Genomic DNA, 21,861 nt, shown 5'->3' on the forward strand with positions numbered 1-21,861 from the left:
TAGAATCTTACTCCACTCCTTTCCTTCATTGACCTAAATTAAGAGGTCGTGTCTGAACATAGGATAAGCACCCGCATCACGCTTGATGATGCGTTGGGCCGGAATCGCTCGCCGGTGCTCACGGCCCCGGCGGTTGACCGAGGTGCCGTAGGGCAGGTGTTTTTGCACAACCCTGCCGCTTTCGATGCGGATGGCGACTCGCTCTCGTTTAAGCTGCGCACCTGCCAGCAAGTGCCTTTGGGCGTGGATGGCACGGTGGGTCCGTCCTGCGGCGCTACCGGCAATAATACCCCGGCTCCCCAGATTTGCCCCAACTACCGCTACCCCAACGACCCGCTCGTGACGCCGGGGACTACCCCGGTTACCGTGCCGCCCGCCGCGCCCGGTCCGGCACTGTTTGTTATCAATGAGCGGACTGGGCAGCTTACCTGGAACGCCCCCGTGGTTAGTGGCACCTACAACGTGGCCATTTTAATAGAGGAATGGCGCCGTACGGCCCTTTCTAAGCGTCTTATCGGGACGGTGATTCGCGACATGCAGATTATTGTGACAGCCAGCGTGAACCTGCGCCCAGCCATCACGATTCCGGCAGACCTGTGCGTGGTGGCCGGGCAACGCGTGACGGGCGTAGTTACGGCCGTTGATGCGTCGTCGCCGGTCAGCCCCCAGACTCCGATTTCGTTGTTTGCTTATTCGGGCATCATTCCGCCCGCCACGTTTACCCAAACTCAGACTGGCCCGCCCATGGCCCGCGGCAATTTCAATTGGCAAACCGACTGTAGTAACGTGGCCCGGCTACCTTATTTGGTCGTGTTCAAGGCCCAGGATTCGCCCAATCCGGTTTCGCCCACCAACCCCATTCTTATTGATGAGCAGACGTGGAGCATTACGGTGGTGGGGCCCGCGCCCCAGAACTTACGGGCCATTGACCTATCGAACGGGGTGCGCCTAAGATGGCGCCTTTACGAGTGTGCCAACGCCGCGCAAATTCATATTTATCGAAAGCTGAATACTTCCAACTTTGTGCCGGGACCTTGCGACACCGGGATTCCGGCTTCGGCGGGCTACACGCGAATCGGTACCGTACCGAAGGACAGCACTGGCTTTACGGATAGAACAGTAACTCTCGAACGGGGCCAGACCTATTGCTACCGCATTTACGCCGAGTTTCCGCTGCCGGCGGGAGGAAACAGCATTGCCTCGCAGGAGGCCTGCGTGGTCGTGGCCGGCCGGGCCGCTCTGCTGACCAACGTGGATGTGGAAAATACCAGCACCACCGCCGGGCAGATTTCGGTGCGCTGGACCAAGCCCCGTACCACGGCTGCGGGTGGGTTCACCGGTACCTTGTCGTACGTTCTCTCGCGCGGTGAGGGCGCTAATCCCAGCACGTTTGTGCCAGTACGGGCTCCATTCACGGCCATCACCGATACATCTTATGTCGACTCCGGGCTCAATACCCAGAATTTGCAGTACACGTACCGGCTGCAGTTTGTGCGCTCGTTTGCGGGTGGCACGGCTCCCATCATCGAAACGTCGCCCACGGCTACCAGTGTGCGCACCAATGCGGTACCCGCCAACCCCGCGGCCACGGCCGTAACGGTGAGCTGGTCCTATAACGTGCCCTGGGACAACACCGCCCAGCCCACCACCGTGTACCGCCGCAGGGGCGGCACTGGCCCTTACGTAGTCGTTGGTACGGCCACCAGCACCGCTACCGGCGGCACCTACACCGACCGTGACCCCACCTTGCGCAAGGGCGAAACCTATTGCTACTACGTGCAGACCAACGGCCGCTACGCCGCACTTGCTTTCCTGAGTTCACTCCTTAACAAGAGCCAGGAGAAATGCCTGGTGCTCAGCAGTCCGCCGTGCACCCCGATATTGTCGTTGCAAACCACTAACTGCGATAGTCTGGCTGCTCTGCAGGAATTTCCGGGGCTGAGCCAACGGTATTCCAACCGCCTGAAATGGACGCTTGGCAACCTACCCACCGGTTGCGATGCCACCATTGCCAGCTACAACGTGTACTACCGGCCGACTCCCACGGGAGCCTTTGCCCTCATCGGCAATACTTCCTTCCCCAGCTTTGTGCACAGCGACCTGATGTTTTCGGGCGGGTGCTACGCCGTGCAGGCCATCGCGCCGAGTGGCGTGCGGAGCGATACGAGCAACGTGGCTTGCCAGGACAATTGCGTGTTCTTCAAGCTGCCCAACATCTTCACGCCCAACGGCGACGCCCAGAACGCCGTGTTCCGGCCGAAGAATAACAGCCCCATTCGGAGCATTCACTTCAAGGCCTTCAACCGCTGGGGCGTGAAAGTTTTTGAGAACACCACGACTTCGGCGGACCGCATTCTCATCAACTGGGATGGCGGCGGGCCAGTAGGTGAGTCCAACGGCACCGGTGCCAAGGTGGTTGATGGCATCTACTATTACTTAGCCGAAGTGGAGTTTGCCGATTTTGCCAACACCAAGCGCACGTACAAGGGCTGGGTCCAAATTATCCGTTAATCACGGGTTTAGGGCACTGATTCGAGTCTTGTGAATGGATGATTTAGCGGAGCGGGCCAGTTGGCTCGCTCCGCTTTTTTTGGGCAATGCGGCTTTTTGTGCAGCTTGCGCCCGATTTGGGTACTGGGAGTAAATCCCGCACTCGTTCCCTCAACCACCCGCAAATCCCTAATTCACGAAATCTGATGAATCCGTCTACATCTGTATTATTCCCAGGCCAGGGCAGCCAGTTTCCCGGCATGGCCCGCGAGCTGTTCGACCAAAACCTTGATGCCCGGGCGCTGCTCACGCAGGCCAACGACATCCTGGGCTTCAGCCTGACCGACATCATGTTTGGCGGTTCCGACGAGGACCTGCGCCGTACCGACGTAACCCAGCCCGCGATTTTTGTGCATTCGCTGGCGCAGTTTGTGGCCCGGCCGGGCTTTCAGCCGGCCAGCACGGCCGGGCATTCGCTGGGCGAGTTTTCGGCTCTGGTGGCGGCGGGCGTCCTCACGTTCGAGGATGCGCTGCCGCTGGTGGCCCGCCGGGCCCAGGCCATGCAGGCGGCTTGCGAGGAGCAGCCCGGCACCATGGCGGCCATCCTGGGCCTCGATGACGCCGTGGTGGAAAGCATCTGCCAGGAAATCACCAGCCTGGGTCCCGTTGTGGTAGCGGCCAATTACAACTGTCCCGGCCAACTGGTTATTTCCGGTTCGGCCGAAGGGGTGGTCCAAGCCTGCGAAGCTCTGAAAGCCGCCGGTGCCAAGCGCGCCCTGCCGCTGCCCGTGGGCGGGGCCTTCCACTCGCCGCTGATGCAAAGCGCCGCCGCCGCACTGGCTGCCGCCATCGAGAAAACGATTTTCAGCCCCGCCCGCTGCCCCGTGTACCAGAACGTAGACGCCCTGCCCCACACTGACCCCGCCGAAATCAAAGCCAACCTGCTGGCTCAGCTCACGGCCCCCGTGCGTTGGACGCAGCTGGTGCAGCGCATGGCCGCCGATGGGGCCACCGACTTCGTGGAGTGTGGCCCCGGCAAAGTGCTGCAAGGTCTGGTGAAGAAAATAGTGCCCACGGCTACGGTTGGCAACTTCTAGCAGTAGCGCGGAATTTCAGTCCGCGTGCTGAACGGGGCTTGGGCGCGGACTAAAAGTTCGCGCTACATTTCATCACTGTCTATGATGGCCAATGCGGCTTTCGTTGTCTCCGCCGCCGCCCGGCGCTACTGGTGGCCCTTTGTGGGGCTGGTGGTAGCGGCCGGGTTGCTGCAATTAGCGCTATTTGGCTATGTCACCGCGCTCGGCTTGGCCGGCACCGGTGATTCGCGCTATTACCTGCATGCCGCCCAAACGCTGCGTGCTACCGGGTTCCTGCTCAATCCTGACGGTACGCCGTACCGCCACTGGCCACCGCTGTATCCGATGCTGCTGCGGGCTATGGGCTCGTTGGCAGGTGTTCGGGTATTGCATGGAGCCTGTTTGCTGGGCAGCCTGTTGCTTTGGAGTTGGCTGGGCCGGCAGCTGCTCCCGCCCCGGCGGGCGCTGGTGATGCCAGTGCTGCTGGCGCTGGGTACGCCCTGGCTGCTGGTGAGCAAGTTTGTGTGGGCCGAAAGTGTTTTCCTGCTGCTGTTTGGGGCTTATGCCGTGGCATTGTGGCAATGGCTGCGCACCGGGCGGTGGTCGTGGTGGGCGGCGGCTACGGCTGTTGGGTTACTGCTACCGTTGCAGCGTACGCTGGGGCTGTTTCTGCTGGCAGGAGTGGGAGTACTGCTGCTTAGCGCGTGGCAGCGGCTGTCGTCGCTTCGCCGCGGGCAGCTGCTTTTGCATCTGGTGGTGAGCGGGACTGGTGGGGTGCTCTGGCAGTGGTATGCGCTGCTGGTGGCCGGGCCCAGCCGCTACCACCCCAGCCGGGGCTGGAGTCAGCTGCTAAGCTCCGGGGCCGACTACGGCTTTGTATTGAGCCGCTGGCTGCTGCCGTTGCCCACCACGGGGCGTGTTTTGTTGCCCGATGTGCTGTGGGCGGCCGTACTGGTAGGGCTTTTCGCGCTATTGTGGCCACGCAAGCAGACGGAGCAACCTGTTAACGAACCCAATTCTGCTGTTTCAATTACTGTTGCAGTAACATCAGCTGTGCCGATGAACGGTACTGAACCTGATAACCGCTTACTGCTGCAAACTCTTTGGGGAGCCAGTCTGGCGCTGGTTGTATTGGTAGCGGCCCTGACGGTTTTTGCCCAGAGCGCCGCCGGCATTCACGACGCGGAGCGGTACGCCAGCGTGCTGTTTGCGCCCGTGGTGGTGCTCGTGCTGGCGGCGTGGCCAGCTAGCAGGTCGCGTTGGCTGGGCAGGGCGCTGCTGGCCATCTGGCTGCTCGGTGCAGCAGTGCGGGTTGGGCACGTGGCACTCGATTTACGGCGGGTGACGCCGCTTACAACTGCCTCATTCCCCGGTCCAGCGCACGACCGGTAGCGGGTCGGCGCATTGGGCGAGTAGCGTATCAATGGTTTCACGAAGCTGCGGGTGCTGCCGCGAACCGGCAATTTCGGCCAGCGGTACCAAAGCGAAGCGGCGCTCCGCCAGACGCGGGTGCGGCACGCAGAGTGCGGGCGTAGCAATAATTGCTTCCCCAAAAAAGAGAATGTCGACGTCCAGCGTGCGGCTGCCCCACCGTTCGCGCCGCTCGCGGCCGGCCTGCTGCTCCGTGGCCAGGCAGGCGGCCAGCAGGCCGGCCGGGGATAAAGCCGTTCGAACTGCCAAGGCCTGATTGAGGAAAGCCGGTTGGTCCTCGCGGCCCCAGGCGGCCGTCTCGTAGAGGTCCGATTCGGCCTCAATGACTCCGGCAGTAGCGGTCAGCCGGGCGCGGGCCTGGCGGAGTAACGCGGCGCGGTCGCCCAGGTTGCTGCCCAGCAGCAGGTAAGCCAGCACTAGCGAGCTCATCCCTGGCGCTTAAAAAATGCTGCCGTGGCCTCCGCAATGTGGCGGGCAGGGGCAGGCAGCTCGGTTTCCGGCCAGGGGTGCGCGCCGCCAAACATGTGGCCGGCATCGGACACGAGCAGCAGCTCGGCTCGGGGCTTGAGGCGGTGCAAGGCGTGGGCGGCGTCCACGGCCACTGTCTCGTCCTGGTCGCCGTGCACGATAAGCAGGGGTTGGTGCAGCTTACGGCGCACGTTGTGCGGAATGTCGAGCCGCGCGCGGTTGGTGTGGTAATCCTCCACAATTTGGTAGTGCAGCGGCAGCTGCTGGCCGGTGCGGGTGTTGGGTACGTATAGCACGCCCGTGCGCTGCCATTCATCAAACATGGGCTGGGGCCACTGGGGGTGCACTTCGGCAATTGCGGCCCAGGTAGCCACGGCTTTCACCCGGGAATCTTCGGCAGCTTTTAGCAGCACCAGGCCGCCGCCCCGGCTGTGGCCCGCCAGAAAAAAGCAGCTCAAATTCATCTCCGAGGCGGGTACGGGCGTGCTGCCGGGGATAAACAGCGCGTCAATCACCTGGCCAATATCGTCGAGCTCAATGCTGAAATTATTGCGACCAAACGCGTCCAGGTCCTCCAGGTCGCCGGAGCCACCCACCACGATGCCGTTGTGCGACAGGTTCAGCTTGACAAAGACAAAGCCCTGCTCCGCAAAGAAATCGGCTAGCAACGGAAAATGCCCCCAATCCTTGAATCCCTTGAAACCGTGCACGAACAGCAGCACGGGCTTGGCCTGGCCATCGGGCCGATAGGTGGCGTCGGCCTCGAAGGCCCGGCCGTGGGCGGGCCCGGTGAGCAGAAAAGAGGCGTGGGTGAGCATGCGGCGAAGGTAGGGGCGAAGCGTCGCCAATGGAGTGCCGCCACGGCTATAATTCGCAACTAACTCGAAAGGTTGGGCTCGTATTGCTGGCCTCTCCGCCGTTCTGCCGTATTATTGTCGCCGCAATGCCCCACAATCCCCCCTTATCCATCGACCAGATTCAGGCCCCCATCGCGGCCGAAATGGAAGAGTTCGAGCACAAGTTCCGGCAGTCGATGCGCACGAAGGTGCTGCTGCTCGATAAGATAATGGGCTACATCGTGAAGCGCAAGGGCAAGCAAATCCGGCCGATGTTTGTGTTTCTCACGGCCCGCGCCGCCCGGCCAGAGCCCGCCTCCGGCGACCCGCTACCCGATGCCACCTTCCGCGGGGCCGCGCTCATCGAACTGCTGCACACCGCCACGCTCGTGCACGACGATGTGGTGGACGAAAGCAATTATCGCCGCGGCTTCTTTTCGATTAATGCGCTCTGGAAAAATAAAATTGCCGTACTGGTCGGCGATTATCTGCTGTCGCGCGGCTTATTATTAGCCCTCGAAAACGATGATTTCGACCTGCTGAAAATCGTGAGCAACGCCGTGCGCGAATTGAGCGAAGGCGAATTGCTGCAAATTGAAAAAGCGCGCAAATTAGATATTACCGAAGACGTTTATTTCGACATTATTCGGCAAAAAACGGCGTCGCTGATTGCCTCCTGCACGGCCGTAGGTGCCGCTTCCGTCGGGGCCGATAAAGACACCATTGAGCGCGCCCGATTATTTGGCGAAAAAGTAGGAATTGCGTTTCAAATTAAGGACGACTTATTTGATTACGGTACGGCTGAAATTGGGAAGCCCGTGGGCATCGATATCAAGGAGAAAAAGATGACGCTGCCGCTGATATATGCCCTCCAGCAAGCTTCCTGGTTGGAAAAGCGCAAAGTTATTTTCAATGTTAAAAATAACGACGGCCACCGCGACCGGGTGCAGCAGGTAATTGAATTCGTGAAGAAATCGGGTGGCTTGGAATACGCAATTCAGACCATGAAGCGCTACCGCGACGAGGCTCTGGAAATACTGCATACTTTTCCGGAATCACCCAGCCGCACGTCGCTGGAACAGCTGATTAATTATACGATTGAGCGGGAGAAATAACCCGGCTATCATTGCGAGCGCAGCGAAGTAATTCGTTCTGTGAAAGCGCCTAATCCTGAGATGTAAAAAAGTCCCCGACTCGTAGATGAGCCGGGGCCTTTTTTGTCTTAAAAAAAGCTTATCACTTTATCAAACTGGTCGCTGAGCACAGGACGGATTAGCTCCGCTGAACTTCGTTTGCTTCGTCCTCAAAATGACAGCTATTCCGCTACCTGGTAGCTCACGTTTTTCGCGTCGCTTACTTTGAATGTTACGCCATCAAAGGAGCTGTCGACTTCCAGGGAATGGGTTATTTCGCAGCCGGGGCATTTTATCTCCTCGATTTCGTGGTTATCGGCGTGCTCGGGCGAGTCGGCTTGGTCGTTGGGGGCGGGCACGCCGAGGAGGTCGGTGAAGACTTCGGTGTGGCATTTTTCGCACTCAAACTTGAGGCCGACGGCGCGGCCCTGCAGGTCGGCGAGCGGGGCAGGGGAGCTGGGTTGTTGCTGAATCCACATAAGGCGAGATAGTTGGTGGCGTGAATGGTTGGGCTGAGAATGACTGGGCCCTGCTTGGCTGTACGCGGCCGGTTTGAAAAAAGATGAGCCGGCAGTGGGGGCGAGCTATTTTTGGTGGCTGCATCTGGTTGCGGCCCGTTGCAATGGGAGAAACCACAATGGCGGCCGCCGCCGCAAAAGCTTCGTTCTTGCTGCCACGGGTGCCGCGCTGGCGCTCGCTGCTGCGCTCGTTTGCGCTGGCCAAAGACCCGCTGCCGGTGCTCGATGCCGTGCTGGCCCGGCACGGCGATACCGTGGAGCTGTACATCGGTGGGGTCGAGCGGAGCATCCTCACCCGCGACCCCGGCCTGATTCAGCACATGCTGCAGAAAAACAACCGCAACTACGCCAAATCGAAGTTCACGCACTCGTTTTCGCGCTATGTGGGCCATGGCTTGCTCACCAATGAGGGGCCCGACTGGCTGCGGCAGCGCCGGCTCATCCAGCCCGGTTTTCATCGGCAGCGGGTGGTGGGCCTCACCGGGCTGATGCAGGAAATTACGGCCGAAACCCTGGCTCCGCTGGTAGCTCAGGCCGCGGCGGCCGGTGGCGCAACCACCGTGGCCGTGCACGAGCTGATGACGCGGCTCACCTTTCGCATCATTGCCCGCTCAGTGTTCAGTACCAATTTTCCGGAGGCTGAGCTCGACCGGCTGGCGGGGCTCATCACCAAGATGCAGGCGTTTTTTGTGCGCTCCATTCGGCAGCCCTACCTCAAGCCGTGGTTTCGGCTGCGGGGGCAGTTCCGGTATCACGATGCGCTGGCCGCTGAGCTGCGCACCCTGCTGGCCGGCGTCATTGCGCATCGCCAGCTGGCCAACGCCCAGCCCGGTGCCCCGCCGCCCGACGACCTGCTGCAAATGCTGCTCGATGTGCGCTACGAGGATACCGGCGAGCCCATGACCCCGGACCGGGTTATCGACGAATCCCTGATTCTGCTGGTGGCTGGCCACGAAACCAGCGCCAACGCCCTTACCTGGCTCACGTACCTGCTGGCCCAAAACCCCGCCGAAGCCCAGGTTATTCAAGCCGAAACCGCCGCTGTGCTGGCCGGCCGTGCCCCTACCTTCGAGGACCTGCCGCGCTTGGGTACCGCTCTGTATGCCGTGCAGGAAGCCATGCGCCACTACCCACCCGCCTGGATGGTGGACCGCGTGGCCCTGGCCGATGACGAGTACGAGGGCCTGCGCATCCCCCAAGGCACCCTGTTCTCGCTCTATTTTTACGGCCTGCACCATGACGCGAAGTACTGGCCCGAACCGCAGGAGTTCCGCCCCGGCCGCTTCGCGCCCGGCCACGCCCGGCCGGTGCAGGCCAACTCCTACGTGCCCTTTGGCGGCGGGCCACGCCTGTGCATCGGCATGCAGTTTGCCCTCACCGAAATGCAGCTGGTGACGCTGGAGCTGCTGCGCCGCTTCGATATAGAGTGGGTGGCCGGGCAACCGGCCGTGACCATGCAGCCGCTCATCACGCTGCGGCCGCGCGGCGACTTTCAGGTGCGGCTGCGGCTACGCTAAGTGGTACGTGAGCACCGGCGGGAAGGCGTGGGTGGCCACGGTTTCGGCAATGCTGGTTTGCAGGAAGCGGCTGAGGCCGGAGCGGGCGTGGGTCGGGAGTACCACCAAATCGGCGTTCACCTGCTTGGCATATTGCTCGATGCCGGCACTGGTGCTGTCGGCCGTTATTACCCCGGTTTGGAAATTGGTTAGTTGCGCCTGCTGGGCGAAAGCTTGCTGGTGCTGTTGGGTGGTGAGGCTGTCGGTGCCGGAGGCTACGTGCAGCAAGTGCACCGTGGCAGCGGGGAAGGCGGCGTGCACCTGCTGTAGGCCCGCAATGGCCCCGACGGCCTCATCGGTGAAATCGGACGGAAACACGATGGTACGCACCTCGAACTGCGCCTGCTGATGCTTCACGGTGAGCACCGGGCACGGGGCCAGCCGAATAATCCGTTCGGTGTTCGAGCTCACGAAGAAATTCTCCATGGCCCCGTGGCCCTGCGCGCCCATCACTACCAAATCGGTGCCGTGGCGCTCAATGGCGGTCATAATGCCGTTGCCAATGCGGTTCACTTCCACGGTATCTTTAACCGGCACACCGGCGGCCAGGGTTTGAGCTTCGTGTTTCAGGGCTTGGAGGCGGCTTTTGGTGACTTCCATCAGCTTAATCATGAAAATCTGGTCGATACCGCCCGCGCTGTTGGGTAGCTCACCGCCGTTCACGGGCCCGCCGTACGTGCTGAAATTACCCGTAGCAGCCTCAGGGGCTTCCAGCACGTGCAGCAGTGTGACCGTGCCGCCGGTGTGCTTGGCCAGCATCAGGGCCACTTCGAAGGCGTAGTGTGATTCGGCCGAAAAGTCGGTGGGAACGAGGATATTTTGCATAGCAAACGGGGGAGAAAGTGAAGAAAGAAAAGCGGGCGGTTGATTTCTTAACGGCTGTTTGAGTCAGCTAAAAATCATCTTGGAACGTCATGCTGAGCTTGTCGAAGCATCTCTACCGTAGTAGTAAATCAATTACTCGCGCGGTAGAGATGCTTCGACAAGCTCAGCATGACCATTTTTGTTAACTCAAATAGCTGCACAGTCTACGCAGAACCGCGCCCCAAGTAGCAACCAATTTATCGCCTCGTTTTCTTCGGCCTTATTCCTTCAGCAGCTTATCCACTTCGCGGTTGAAGCCAGCGACTTCTTCCTGATAATACTTGCCCGTGCCCGGCCCGGCAAAGCCCGTGTGAATCTTCCGCACGTTGCCCTTTTTGTCGAGGAAAATGGTGGTAGGGAAGGCCAGGAATTTCGCCAGCTGCGGCAGCGACTTCGCCACCGAGTCCTTGTTGGAAACGCCCGCCACGGCCACGTCATAGCCGATGTTGAACCGCTCGCGCATGGCGCGCAGCCGGGCCGAGGCCACTTTGTAGTCGGGGCTGCGCTCGTAGCCCAGGCCAATTACTTCCACGCCGCGCGCCTTATTCTTCTCGTACCACGGGGCCAGGAAGTTGGTTTCGTCCATGCAGTTGGGGCACCACGAGCCCAGGATTTGCACCACCACCACCTTGCCCCGGTACTTGGGGTCGGTGGGGGAGACGGCCCCGCCCTCAAACACGTTGGGGAATTTGAAATTCAGCCGGCTTTCGCCCTTTTTGAGGTAGGTCAGGGTGTCGGCGTCAGGGAGTTTGGCTTTAGGGTCGAGCACGGCGGTCCAGGTTTCGTGGCCGGACTTGCCGGAGTAGAAGTCGCCTTTGAATGATTTTCCAGCGTTGTCGAAGGGTGCATGGAAAAGGAAAGCATGATTTCCGTCAAAAGTGGAGAGGGAGAAACGAAATTCATTTTTAATCATTTCAATACTGCCTGATAAGTAACGGTAGTCACCCGTGGAAGTCAAAAAGGTACCAGTTGCTCCATTCTGTATCTTAAATATTCCAACCGCCGGATACGTTTTCCCTTTATCATCCTTAAAGTTTACCCGATAGGTTACGCCTTTGGTTAGTTCAGTCAGATGCCCAGGTGTTATTTTGCCAATGTTTGTACCATCCTCACGAAAAAGGATTTGCTCTCCCGCCGTTGCCGTCAGCGGCACTCGGTACGACTCCTTCGAATCATACTTTACCCAAGTGCCTTTCAGCTTGTCCTTGCCATCGGCGCGCACCACCAAGGCCGCATCGAAGGCGTGCATCCGAATAGTAGTCGAGTCGCCGGCCGAGGATATTTCCTCGCAGCGCAGCCGTTCCTCGCCGTTCAGGCCTTTGTTGATAAGGTAGACCACCGGCTTGCCGGCTTCAGTTTTCACCTCGAACAGAAACGGGATTTCCTGGCCCTGCGTGGCCAGCGCCCCGCGCCAGGGGCCGGGCGTAAGCACGGGCGGAGCCGCCGCCGTGCCGCCCGCAGCGACCTTTTCAGCAGATGAGTCAGTATTCGAGGAACAGGCCGCGAGGCTCAGGCCCAGAGCGGCCGAGGCCAGCAGGCGAATGGGGAAGGTCTTCATAAGTAAGCGCAAAAATGCAAACACAAGCCCCACAAACCACCACCCGCCCCAATAGGTTGCCAGAACCCTCTGCGGCCTTCTGCGAAAACCTCTGCGCCCTCTGCGGGAACCAACGCCCGCGCCACGCCCCAAAACGCCACTCGCCAATCCAACGTTAAACCCGCAACCGCGCATTTGGGCTAGGTCCAACTTGCTGCCGGTGCTACATTTGCACAACCACTCTTTTTTATACGCATCCTATGGCTTTCGACCTGGAAATGATTCGCGCGGTGTACGCCGGCATGGGTTCCCGCATCGAGGCGGCCCGCGCCGCCGTGGCGCGCCCGCTCACCCTCACCGAGAAAATCCTCTACGCCCACCTCTACGGCGGCGAAGTAAAGCAGGCCTACGAGCGCGGCGTTTCCTACGTCGATTTCGCCCCCGACCGCGTGGCCATGCAGGATGCCACCGCCCAAATGGCCCTGCTCCAGTTCATGCAGGCCGGCCGGGCCACGGCTGCCGTGCCCAGCACGGTGCATTGCGACCACCTGATTCAGGCCAAAGACGGCGCTAACGCCGACCTGGCCGAAGCCAACACCGAAAACAAGGAAGTGTACGACTTCCTGGCCTCGGTTTCCAATAAGTACGGCATCGGTTTCTGGAAGCCCGGCGCGGGCATTATCCACCAGGTGGTGCTCGAAAACTACGCCTTCCCCGGCGGCATGATGATTGGCACCGACTCGCACACCCCCAACGCGGGCGGCCTGGGCATGGTAGCCATCGGCGTGGGCGGCGCCGACGCGGTGGACGTGATGGCCGGCATGGCCTGGGAGTTGAAATTCCCCAAAGTCATCGGCGTGAAGCTGACCGGCAAGATGAGCGGCTGGACGTCGGCCAAGGATGTAATCCTGAAAGTAGCCGGCATCCTGACCGTGAAGGGCGGCACCGGTGCCATCGTAGAGTACTTCGGTGAGGGCGCGGAAAGCCTGAGCGCCACCGGCAAGGGCACCATCTGCAACATGGGGGCTGAAATTGGGGCCACTACGTCGGTGTTTGCCTACGATGAGAAGATGGGCGACTACCTGCGCGGCACCGGCCGGGCCGAAATCGCTGACGCGGCATCGGCGGTACGCGCCCACCTGCGCGCCGACGACGAGGTGTACACCCAGCCCGAGCGCTACTACGACCAGCTCATCGAAATCGACCTGAACACGCTGGAGCCCTACGTGAACGGCCCGTTCACGCCGGACGCCGCTTGGCCCATCTCGCAGTTTGCCGCGGCCGTGAAGGAGCACGGCTGGCCCGAGAAGCTGGAGGTTGGCCTCATCGGCTCCTGCACCAATTCGAGCTACGAGGACATCACCCGCGCCGCCAGCATCGCCAAGCAGGCGGTGGACAAGGGCCTGAAGGTGGCGGCCGAGTTTACCATCACGCCCGGCTCGGAGTTGGTGCGCTACACCGTGGCCCGCGACGGCCTGCTCGACACCTTCGCCGACATGGGCGGCGTGGTGCTGGCTAACGCCTGCGGCCCGTGCATCGGCCAGTGGGCCCGCCACACCGACGACCCCAAGCGCCGGAACTCCATTATCACGAGCTTCAACCGCAACTTTGCCAAGCGCAACGACGGTAACCCGAACACCCACGCCTTCGTGGCCTCGCCCGAAATCGTGACGGCCTTCGCCATCGCCGGCGACCTGACCTTCAACCCCCTCACCGACACGCTGCCCGGCACCAACGGCCCCGTGAAGTTCGACGAGCCCAGCGGCCTGGAAATGCCCCCAATGGGCTTCGCCGTGGAGGATGCCGGCTTCCAGGCGCCCGCCGCCGATGGCAGCGGTGTGCAGGTGCTGGTGAGCGAAGCCTCCGACCGTCTCGAACTCCTTGAGCCCTTCAAGGCCTGGGAAGGCATTGACCTCAAGGGCCTGCGCCTGCTCATCAAGGCCCAGGGCAAGTGCACCACCGACCACATCTCGATGGCCGGCCCGTGGCTGAAGTACCGCGGCCACCTGGACAACATCTCCAACAACATGCTCATTGGGGCGACCAACGCCTTCAACGGCGAGACCAACTCGGTGCGCAATTTCGCGGTGCAGGGCGACGGCTACAACACCGTGCCGCAGTCGGCCCGCAGCTACAAGAGCATGGGCATCGGCACCGTGGTAATCGGTGACGAGAACTACGGCGAAGGCAGCTCGCGTGAGCACGCCGCCATGGAGCCCCGCCACCTCGGCGTGCGCGCCGTGATTGTGAAGAGCTTCGCCCGCATCCACGAAACCAACTTGAAGAAGCAGGGCATGCTCGGCCTCACCTTCGCTAACAAGGCCGACTACGACCTCATCGAGGAAGCCGACACCATCGACATCCTCGGCCTGACCGATTTTGCGCCCGGCCAGCCCCTGCAGGCCCGTCTGCACCACATCGACGGCGACACCGACCTGATTACGTTGAACCACACGTACAACGAAGGCCAAATCGAGTGGTTCAAGGCCGGCTCGGCGCTGAACCTGATTCGGCTGAAGGAAGCCGGGCAGTTGGTGTAACACCACCTGCTTCCAGTTTTAGTAAAGACGGCCGCCTCAGTTTCTGGGGCGGCCGTCTTTGTATCTTAATTTGTTTACTTGCAGTGTATTAAATGAATTGCAATGCGCGCAAAATTTTCTTTGCTTGGGTTAATCAAATTTGGGCAAAAAGCTCATGTACAAGACCTGCTTGATAATGGTACTATATACATGAATCATGTGAGTCAGTTTGCCAAAACCGAAGATGGAGGGCTCAGAGGGGATGGGCATGAAGCCTTGATTTCCGTAGAAGACATCATTGATATTGATATTTCAATTGATGGACTGGTAGTTGCTAAAGCAGACTCAGGGAAAATTAATATTCACAGTAATTTTCCCATAGGAAACATCTACTCAATGTATTACTTGCCATATATGGATGATTTGAGTGAAATTAAAATTGACATTAAGTGTAAGGACTTTGGAGATAGTTGCCTAATCGTTTTTGATGTTATTGAGTTTGTAAAACGAATAAAGAAAGCTGCCTCAAAATTGGGAAAAAAAATATTATTAAGTCCTATCGAATATCAAAGTATAAGTACATACAAGGGTAAATGGTCATTATTCAAAAAACCTGATTCATTTAGCTATCAGAACGAATTCAGATTTCTGATAAAACAGGGAAAATTTGTAGGCCCTATTGTGCTCTCTATTGGGCCTATTCATGACATAGCCACCATGCTAAGCAGTGAAAATATTGAAACGTTAAAGCTTGAAAAAATAAAGAAATAGATTAGACTTGTTTCCGAATAGGAAATGGTCAAAGATTTTAGCCGGTTGTTATGCGCCTTGACTGGCGCGAGTTTAGCGAAGCGTAACTCGTGACTATTCATGACGTGGAGGCTGTGCCTCCACTGCTACGTAGCGGCAAGGTGTGAGTCCACACGGCAAGAGTGCTTGGGTACGTCGTTCCAGTGCGAGGCACAGCCTCGCCCAAATGATAAGTCACGAGTTACGCTGCGCTAAACTCGCGCCAGCCTCGCAGGCCAGTCGTGAAAGCAAGGAGTTACTGGGGTAGCTGCCGCGCTTCTTCGGCCGCGAAGTGCCGCATGCGGTAGCAGTTTATGGCCGTATCGCCGAGCTGCTCCATGAGCTTGTAGTTGGCCACCGCGCCCACGGCGGCCCCGATGACGGGCACGAGCTGGGCCATTTTGGCGAGGTCGATGTAGTCGCGGTACTCTTGTTGGAAGGTGCGCCAATCAAACTCGTTGGGGTCGAGGGGCAGGGTAAGGCGGTAGGTGTCCCAGTCGGCGAGGCGGCGGTAGGTTTCGTTGCGGGCGTGCTGGCTGCTGAAGGCGAGTTGGAAAACGTGGAGCAGGTAGAGCCGCTCGGTGTAGTCGTGCACGTCGTAGCCGTAGCGGGCGGCCGTGTCGAAGAGCAGCTTGAGCTTGAGGCTGAGCAGCAGCGGGAAATCGGCGAGGCCGAGCAGGAAGCCGCCCGCGCCGGTCACGGCCCCTTCGGCGGTGGCCATGGTGCGGTAGTTGCGAATGTGGCTGCGCACGGCGGCTTCGCGCTGCGCAAACGAGGCATCGGCCAGCGGCTTGCCCGTGATGTATTTAGACCCAAAGAGCACGCCGCGTACCATCTGTTTGATGGCGGCGGTGATGGTCTGGTGCACGCGCTCGGGCAACAAGGCGTTGAGGCGGATTTGGACCCGGCGGGCGAAGCGGTTCAGCAGCGAGGGCGGCCGTTGCATCTGCTGTTGCCAGGCGTGGAGTTCGGTGCGGGCTTGCTGTTCTTCCGAAGACATAGATTGGGCGGGGGTAAGATGCGCGCCCGAAGCTACGCAGTCGGCCCCGCCGGCTACACCGCAGCGGCTGGAGAATCTGACGTTTCGCGGGGCTTCTGGACCAGATAATAATACGCCAGAATGCTCAGGCCAATCAAAAACGGCACGAGTGCCAGCTGCTTGCTCGTGACGTGGGGCAAGACCTGCACGGCATCGAAGTTAAAAAACTCGCTGGTCATCCAGTAGGAGTTGGCCGTTATCCAGAACACGATGGCCAGGTTGTGAGCCCGCTCCGACGTGTTGGCGCGGGTGCGCCAGGCAATAACCAGCGCAATGCCCAGCGTGGGCACCACCATCAGCAGGCCCAGCGGCCGCCAAATCATGCACCAGCTAATATCCTTCACCAGCCAGAACAGGATGTGCAGGTTTTCCAGCTTTCGGAAAGAAGCGGGGGCGGAGTAAGCTTCCTGGGATGTAAGCTGGGATGTAGGCTGGGGTGTTGGCATTAGCTCAAAAATAAGCGCTGGCCTGTCTACATTCCTACTTTCCCGCTTCTGCATCGAGCGTGCGGCTCAGGGCCAGCGCCTGCTGCACAATGGCCGCTGGGTAGCCGGCGCGGGCCAGCAGGCGAATGGCGTTGCGGGTGGTGAGCGGGCCGGGCTTGAGCAGGTAGTCGAAATACCAGTCGGCCTCGGTCACGGTTTCGGAAAAGTGGTATTCGGTGAAAGCGGGGTGGAGCAGTGCGCCCAGCTCGCCGTCGTGCGTAGAAGCCACCACCAGGCTGCGCGGCTGCAAATAGGCCAGCACGGCCTGCGTAGCCGCGATGCGCTCCACCGTGTTGGTGCCCTTGAACAGCTCATCCAGAATAAACAGGTAGCCACCGCCACCGGCCTCAGCCGCTCGGATGAAGCGGAGCACGGCTTCCGCCTCGGCAAAATAGTAGCTCTTGCCCTCGGGTAGGCTGTCGGCAAGGTTGATGCTGGATACTACCCGCCGAAACGGAGCGATGTAAGCCGTGGCCGGACAGGTGGCAATGGTCTGGGCCAGCAGCGCATTGAGGCCAATGGTGCGCATGAACGTGGTTTTGCCCGACATATTCGAGCCTGTGAGCAGGATGCCCTGGCCATCAACGGCCAAATCATTCGGCACGCAGCCCGGCACCAGCGGGTTGTAGGCCGCCGTGAGGTGCAGCCCGGTGCCTTCGGTGGCAAACCGGGGCGTGCAGTGCGGGTGCCGCGCGCGAAAGCTGGCCACCGCCACGGCGCAATCGGTGTACCCCACGGCCTCATACACGGCCCGGATGGCTCCGGCGTGCAGCTGCACGTCGCGCCGGCAGTTGTGGTACACAATAAAATCGAGCAGCAGCACAATCTTTAGGTATTGCAGCAGCAGCCACGGCAGGGCCGCAATGTCTGACTGCAGCTGGCCCTCGACTTGCAAAAAGGCCACCTTGCCCACAATAGCTTCCAGCCGTTGCAGGGGCTCCGTCAGGTTGCGCAAGGGGGCCACCGGCAAGTCCAGCCGGCTTAAATCGCGCCCGGCGCGGTGCAGGCTGCCCAGCTGCAGCATGGGCCGCATGCCGGCCACCACGCGCCCCCGGTACCCAAAGTGCAGCACCGTGTGCCCCAGAAACAGCAGCGCTGTGAGCAGCCACAATGCCGGCTGCCAGAAGCCGCCCACTACGGTAGCCAGCAGCAGCAGCACCAGCGCCGGAGCGGCCGCCGTCCAGGCCAGGGCGGGCAGGGCGGTGCCGGCCAGCAGGTCGGGCAGGTAGTAGGCCTCGGTGGAGGTGAGGCGGCTGAGGGCCAGCAGCGCCCGGCCGCGCGGCGCGGGCTGTTCGGCAAAGAAGGTGGCAGCCTCATCAAATTCGCGCAGGGCGTTGGCATCGGCCAGCGGGCTGCGTAGGCGGTGGTAAAGGCATTGTTGGCCCACCCGGCTCACCGTGCCGTCGAGCAGCGTAAACAGCTCCTCGCCGTTCAGGTCGGCCCAGGTTTGGTCGTCGAGGCGGTGGTAGGCGGGCGCAGTCTGCTCGGCCGCGTGGTAGCGGGCAATGAGCGGGAAGTTGCGGAAGCGCGGCGACGGCTGCTGCCATTCGGCATCGAGGGCCGCCAGCCGCTTGGAAGTTGAAGTCCACATGGATAGGGGAGGGCCAGCCCAGCAACTTGCGGGCCGGGGGCGGGGCAAAAGTACGGGCGGTGACTGCCCTCAATAGTTTTCGCTTACCGTCATCACTGCTGATGGAGAAGTGCCCGCGCGTCACGGTGCCGATGTCTGACCTGTTCACAGCGGATTTCCGGCAAAAACCTGCGCGGCCAATTGGCTGGAATTCTCGTGACCGACAGCCATCCCGACCTGAGTTGGCTTTCTTCCGTATTTTGCCTGCTGCTCATCACTGGGCTGCAGAATGACCTTCTAGATTCCTGTCACTGATTTATGTCGATTACGCTTCGCAAAACACTAAAAATCACGGGTTACACAGTCGGTTCCATCGTAGGCGTCGCGGGGCTATATGTGGGTGCGGCGCTGGTGTTATCCGCCATTCCGGTGGCCAAAACCCAGCCCAATGCGCCCGCCGATGTAACTGTTTTCCTACACACCAACGGCGTGCACACCGACATCGTGCTGCCCATCAAAACCAGCCAGATTGACTGGAGCCTGCAGCTGCCCTTCGCCAACATCCCGTCGCGGGACAGCACCATGCGCTACATCGCCTTCGGCTGGGGCGATAAGGGCTTCTACCTCGACACGCCTCACTGGGCCGACCTCAGGTTCAGCACCGCTTTCAAGGCGGCTTTCTGGCTGGGCACAGCCGCCATGCACACCACGTATTTCCATAGCCTGGAGGCCGGCCCCGAAACCATTCCCCTCCAGCTCAGCCAAGCCGAATACGCCCGCCTGATTGCTTACATCCAGGCCAGTTTCAAACTGGATGCGGCCGGCGACGTGCAGCACATCGCCGGCCACAGCTACGGCCCCGATGATGCTTTCTACGAGGCCTACCGCGTCTACAGCTTCCTCTACACCTGCAACACCTGGACCAACGACGCCCTGAAAGCCAGCGGCCAACGGGCCTGTCTCTGGACGCCCTCCGACAAGGGCATCTTCCGCATCTACGGCCGCTAGCGGGCGAGCCCCGGACGCAAACTGGCCCCGCCGGCTGCGAAGCCAACGGGGCCATAAGGGATGAAACCATCGGGCCGGAAACCGGGCCGCCTAATTAAGCCAGACGTCTGCCACTTCTTCGAAGCGGTGGGCGGCGAAGGCCCCATAGGGCCGTTCGGCGTAAAAACCGAGCACGTGTACCTGCAGCTGGCCGGTGCGCACGTGGGGCAACACCCGCACGGCATACACGCGGCCCGCTTCGGGCCAATCGCCAACGTAGTCGGCCGGGCGATGCGCGTCGTTCACGCAACGGGCAAATTGCTGCAAGGGCAGCGGCGTAGGTAGTTTGACTTTTGACATACTCAAAGATACTAATTTTACGGGAGTTTAAAAAAAATTAGAACGTATATTATTTAGGCTTTTTAGGGGTTTAACACCGTTTAAGTACGGATAATTACATCACTATACCAAGAAATAGATTCAGTATATTTTAGCTAAACAAATCCGTTGTGAACTGCGATGGAGAACAATATGCTAACTTATTTAGTAATTAGCAGTTTCAGCGATGTTGCTGAAAAGTTCGAATATTGTGATGATTGCATCAGTTTACGATTTTATTGCGGCTCCTGGATTTAGCAAAACGGAACTCCCGTTGTTCGGCTGCGCGGTGCCGGCTGGCTTCCCTTCGCCCGCCGACGACCACTTCGACGGCCCCTTCGACCTCACGCGCCACCTGTTCCGCAACCCGGCCTCTACCTTCCTGGCTCGGGTCAGCGGCGACTCGATGACCGGGGCCGGCATTCACCCCGGCGACCTCGTGGCTGTGGACCGCGCGCTGCGTGCCCGCCACGGCAGCATCGTGGTGGCCGTAGTAGAAGGCGAGCACACCCTCAAGCGCCTGCAGCTGCGGGCCGGGCAGCCCTGGCTGGTGGCTGAAAATGCCCGCTACCCGCCGCTGCCCATCGACCCCGAGGCGGGCCTGACGGTATGGGGAGTGGTGACGCACGTTATTCATTCGCTGGGTGATTCGCAGATGATTGAAACAAGGTAATCAACCAGAGGCGGCTGAAAGTTTTGTAAAAGTATAATATATAACTTATTTAATTTCTATAACTGGCCGAAAGGTTATAATTTCTCGCCCAACTCACGGTCTCACGCCATGTACGCCCTTGTCGACTGCAACAATTTTTACGTGTCCTGCGAGCGGGTGTTTGCGCCGCAGCTAGCCGGCCACCCGGTGGTTGTGCTCTCGAATAATGATGGCTGTCTGATTTCGCGTTCCGACGAAGCCAAGGCACTGGGGCTGAAAATGGGCGAACCCTACCACTTGGTGCGCCCACTGCTGGAGCAGCATAAGGTGCGTGTTTTTTCTTCGAATTATGCCTTGTATGGCGACATGAGCCGGCGCGTAGTGCAGGTGCTGAGTAACTTCGCGGCGGGGGTAGAAATATATTCCATTGACGAGGCATTTCTGGACTTTTCGGGGATGCACCTGCTGGTACCCGACTTGCTGGCCTACGGTATCCGGGTGCGAAGCACGGTGCGTCAGCACACGGGTATTCCCATCTGCGTGGGCATTGCGCCCACCAAAACCCTGGCCAAGCTGGCCAACCGCCTGGCCCGCCGGCAGGATACCACCGGCGTGCTGGTGCTGGCCACGCCCGAGCAGTGGGAAGCCGCTCTCGCCCAAACGCCCGTAGCCGATATCTGGGGTGTGGGCCGCCGCTACGCCCGAAAGCTGCTGGAAATGAACATCACCACCGGTGCAGCCCTGGCCGCCTTGCCCGAGCACTGGCTGCGCCGCCACCTGGGCGGCGTGGTGGGCCAACGGCTGTGGCGCGAGCTGCACGGCCAGCCCTGCCTGGAATGGAACCCCACCGAGTGGGACGAGGAGGGCGACCAGCTGCTGCCAAGCGCTACGGGCCGCCACAGCGTCACCTGCACCCGGTCGTTTGGCCGGCCCCAGCACGATGCCGCCGTGCTGGCCGAAGCCGTGGCCACCTTTGCCGCCAAAGCCGCCGAAAAGCTGCGCCGCCAGGGCCTGGCCGCCCACCTGATAACGGTGGTGCTGGGGACCAATCGGTTTGCCGCTACCGCCGGCCCCAACACGCACACCGCCGTAGTGAGCCTGGCCGCCGCGAGCAGCGACGTGAGCCGGCTTACCCAGGCGGCCCTTTGTGGCCTGCGCCGGCTGCAGCGGCCGGGCACGGCCTACCACCGCGCCGGAATCCTGCTCAGCGGCCTGGAGCCAGCCGGGCGGGGGCAAGTAGGCCTGTTCCCGGACGCTGCGGACCAGAACCAGCCGCGCCGGGACAAACTCATGACGACGCTCGACGCGCTGAACGCCCGCTTTGGGCGGCAGCTGGTGCGGCTGGCCGCCACCGGCGTGGCCAAGGACGCGCCCGGCCAGCCCCAAGCCGCTGCCTGGGCGGGCCGCTCAGCGCACCGCTCGCCGTGCTACACCACCGATTGGAACGACTTGTGGACAGTGCAGCTGGGTATTTGAGCAACCCGCCAAAACCAAAAAGGCCGCTGCCCCCGACGGGGCAGCGGCCCTGGGGCG

The 21,861-nt window shown here is 60.6% G+C and carries 19 protein-coding genes; 10 read left to right on the plus strand and 9 right to left on the minus strand.

Annotated features, from left to right (window positions below):
- The first annotated feature begins 48 nt into the window (after nucleotides 1–48).
- From IEW17_RS02890 to IEW17_RS02900, 3 genes are all read left to right on the plus strand, one after another.
- A complete protein-coding gene (locus IEW17_RS02890) occupies nucleotides 49–2,511 on the plus strand; it encodes a T9SS type B sorting domain-containing protein (protein ID WP_188560520.1) in 2,463 nt (820 codons plus the stop codon).
- A 185-nt stretch (nucleotides 2,512–2,696) separates the two neighbouring features.
- Nucleotides 2,697–3,587 (plus strand): ACP S-malonyltransferase, encoded by an 891-nt coding sequence (gene fabD / locus IEW17_RS02895; protein ID WP_188560521.1) that lies wholly within the window; start codon nucleotides 2,697–2,699, stop codon nucleotides 3,585–3,587.
- Between the two features lie 81 nt (nucleotides 3,588–3,668).
- Nucleotides 3,669–4,958 carry a glycosyltransferase family protein gene (locus tag IEW17_RS02900; RefSeq protein WP_188560522.1) on the plus strand — a complete coding sequence of 430 codons (1,290 nt, stop codon included), beginning with the start codon at nucleotides 3,669–3,671 and terminating at the stop codon, nucleotides 4,956–4,958.
- On the opposite strand, the gene folK is transcribed toward IEW17_RS02900, so the two are convergent.
- Together folK and IEW17_RS02910 are read right to left on the minus strand one after the other, a co-directional pair.
- On the minus strand, nucleotides 4,929–5,426 hold the full coding sequence (gene folK / locus IEW17_RS02905; RefSeq protein WP_188560523.1) for a 2-amino-4-hydroxy-6-hydroxymethyldihydropteridine diphosphokinase: 498 nt from the start codon (nucleotides 5,424–5,426) through the stop codon (nucleotides 4,929–4,931). The two genes, IEW17_RS02900 and folK, sit on opposite strands and share 30 nt — an antisense overlap.
- The gene (locus tag IEW17_RS02910; protein WP_188560524.1) at nucleotides 5,423–6,283 is read right to left on the minus strand and encodes an alpha/beta hydrolase family protein; all 861 of its coding nucleotides are present in this window, start codon (nucleotides 6,281–6,283) and stop codon (nucleotides 5,423–5,425) included. The genes folK and IEW17_RS02910 overlap by 4 nt, the downstream gene beginning before the upstream one ends.
- A 125-nt stretch (nucleotides 6,284–6,408) precedes the next feature.
- Between IEW17_RS02910 and IEW17_RS02915 the strand changes: the two genes are divergently transcribed.
- Entirely contained in the window at nucleotides 6,409–7,416 is a 1,008-nt protein-coding gene (locus IEW17_RS02915; RefSeq protein WP_229748778.1) for a polyprenyl synthetase family protein, read from the plus strand.
- Between the two features lie 200 nt (nucleotides 7,417–7,616).
- Here IEW17_RS02915 and IEW17_RS02920 read toward each other — a convergent pair whose 3' ends face one another.
- Nucleotides 7,617–7,913: a hypothetical protein gene (locus IEW17_RS02920; protein WP_188560525.1), complete on the minus strand. Its 297-nt coding sequence runs from the start codon at nucleotides 7,911–7,913 to the stop codon at nucleotides 7,617–7,619.
- 143 nt (nucleotides 7,914–8,056) lie between these two features.
- Between IEW17_RS02920 and IEW17_RS02925 the strand changes: the two genes are divergently transcribed.
- Nucleotides 8,057–9,469, plus strand: coding sequence for a cytochrome P450 (locus tag IEW17_RS02925; protein ID WP_188560526.1), 1,413 nt, complete (start codon nucleotides 8,057–8,059; stop codon nucleotides 9,467–9,469).
- On the opposite strand, the gene IEW17_RS02930 is transcribed toward IEW17_RS02925, so the two are convergent.
- Both IEW17_RS02930 and IEW17_RS02935 read right to left on the minus strand, forming a co-directional pair.
- The gene (locus IEW17_RS02930) at nucleotides 9,461–10,333 is read right to left on the minus strand and encodes a universal stress protein (protein ID WP_188560527.1); all 873 of its coding nucleotides are present in this window, start codon (nucleotides 10,331–10,333) and stop codon (nucleotides 9,461–9,463) included. The two genes, IEW17_RS02925 and IEW17_RS02930, sit on opposite strands and share 9 nt — an antisense overlap.
- Before the next feature lie 259 nt (nucleotides 10,334–10,592).
- The gene (locus IEW17_RS02935; RefSeq protein ID WP_188560528.1) at nucleotides 10,593–11,930 is read right to left on the minus strand and encodes a peroxiredoxin family protein; all 1,338 of its coding nucleotides are present in this window, start codon (nucleotides 11,928–11,930) and stop codon (nucleotides 10,593–10,595) included.
- A 239-nt stretch (nucleotides 11,931–12,169) separates the two neighbouring features.
- Here IEW17_RS02935 and IEW17_RS02940 point away from each other — a divergent pair, with 239 nt between their 5' ends.
- Together IEW17_RS02940 and IEW17_RS02945 are read left to right on the plus strand one after the other, a co-directional pair.
- Nucleotides 12,170–14,449: an aconitate hydratase gene (locus tag IEW17_RS02940; protein ID WP_188560529.1), complete on the plus strand. Its 2,280-nt coding sequence runs from the start codon at nucleotides 12,170–12,172 to the stop codon at nucleotides 14,447–14,449.
- 102 nt (nucleotides 14,450–14,551) lie between these two features.
- On the plus strand, nucleotides 14,552–15,199 hold the full coding sequence (locus IEW17_RS02945) for a hypothetical protein (RefSeq protein WP_188560530.1): 648 nt from the start codon (nucleotides 14,552–14,554) through the stop codon (nucleotides 15,197–15,199).
- Between the two features lie 274 nt (nucleotides 15,200–15,473).
- Here the strand turns inward: IEW17_RS02945 and IEW17_RS02950 are convergent, their stop codons facing one another.
- Genes IEW17_RS02950 through IEW17_RS02960 form a run of 3 tightly spaced genes read right to left on the minus strand, consistent with a single transcriptional unit; the run spans nucleotide 15,474 to nucleotide 18,332 of the window.
- Nucleotides 15,474–16,217 (minus strand): EcsC family protein, encoded by a 744-nt coding sequence (locus tag IEW17_RS02950; RefSeq protein ID WP_188560531.1) that lies wholly within the window; start codon nucleotides 16,215–16,217, stop codon nucleotides 15,474–15,476.
- Between the two features lie 53 nt (nucleotides 16,218–16,270).
- Nucleotides 16,271–16,702 carry a hypothetical protein gene (locus IEW17_RS02955; protein WP_229748779.1) on the minus strand — a complete coding sequence of 144 codons (432 nt, stop codon included), beginning with the start codon at nucleotides 16,700–16,702 and terminating at the stop codon, nucleotides 16,271–16,273.
- Nucleotides 16,703–16,736: 34 nt separating this feature from the next.
- Complete coding sequence (locus IEW17_RS02960) at nucleotides 16,737–18,332, minus strand: MutS-related protein (protein ID WP_188560532.1); 1,596 nt, start codon at nucleotides 18,330–18,332, stop codon at nucleotides 16,737–16,739.
- A gap of 297 nt (nucleotides 18,333–18,629) precedes the next feature.
- Here IEW17_RS02960 and IEW17_RS02965 point away from each other — a divergent pair, with 297 nt between their 5' ends.
- Nucleotides 18,630–19,319, plus strand: coding sequence for a TIGR02117 family protein (locus tag IEW17_RS02965; protein WP_188560533.1), 690 nt, complete (start codon nucleotides 18,630–18,632; stop codon nucleotides 19,317–19,319).
- A gap of 90 nt (nucleotides 19,320–19,409) precedes the next feature.
- Here the strand turns inward: IEW17_RS02965 and IEW17_RS02970 are convergent, their stop codons facing one another.
- Nucleotides 19,410–19,658, minus strand: coding sequence for a hypothetical protein (locus IEW17_RS02970; RefSeq protein ID WP_188560534.1), 249 nt, complete (start codon nucleotides 19,656–19,658; stop codon nucleotides 19,410–19,412).
- A 232-nt stretch (nucleotides 19,659–19,890) separates the two neighbouring features.
- On the opposite strand from IEW17_RS02970, the gene IEW17_RS02975 reads away from it, so the two are divergent.
- Together IEW17_RS02975 and IEW17_RS02980 are read left to right on the plus strand one after the other, a co-directional pair.
- Complete coding sequence (locus IEW17_RS02975) at nucleotides 19,891–20,349, plus strand: LexA family protein (RefSeq protein WP_188560665.1); 459 nt, start codon at nucleotides 19,891–19,893, stop codon at nucleotides 20,347–20,349.
- Between the two features lie 108 nt (nucleotides 20,350–20,457).
- On the plus strand, nucleotides 20,458–21,804 hold the full coding sequence (locus IEW17_RS02980; RefSeq protein WP_188560535.1) for a Y-family DNA polymerase: 1,347 nt from the start codon (nucleotides 20,458–20,460) through the stop codon (nucleotides 21,802–21,804).
- Nucleotides 21,805–21,861 lie beyond the last annotated feature (57 nt).

It is taken from the genome of Hymenobacter frigidus (assembly GCF_014640435.1).
GTDB classification, from domain to species: domain Bacteria; phylum Bacteroidota; class Bacteroidia; order Cytophagales; family Hymenobacteraceae; genus Hymenobacter; species Hymenobacter frigidus.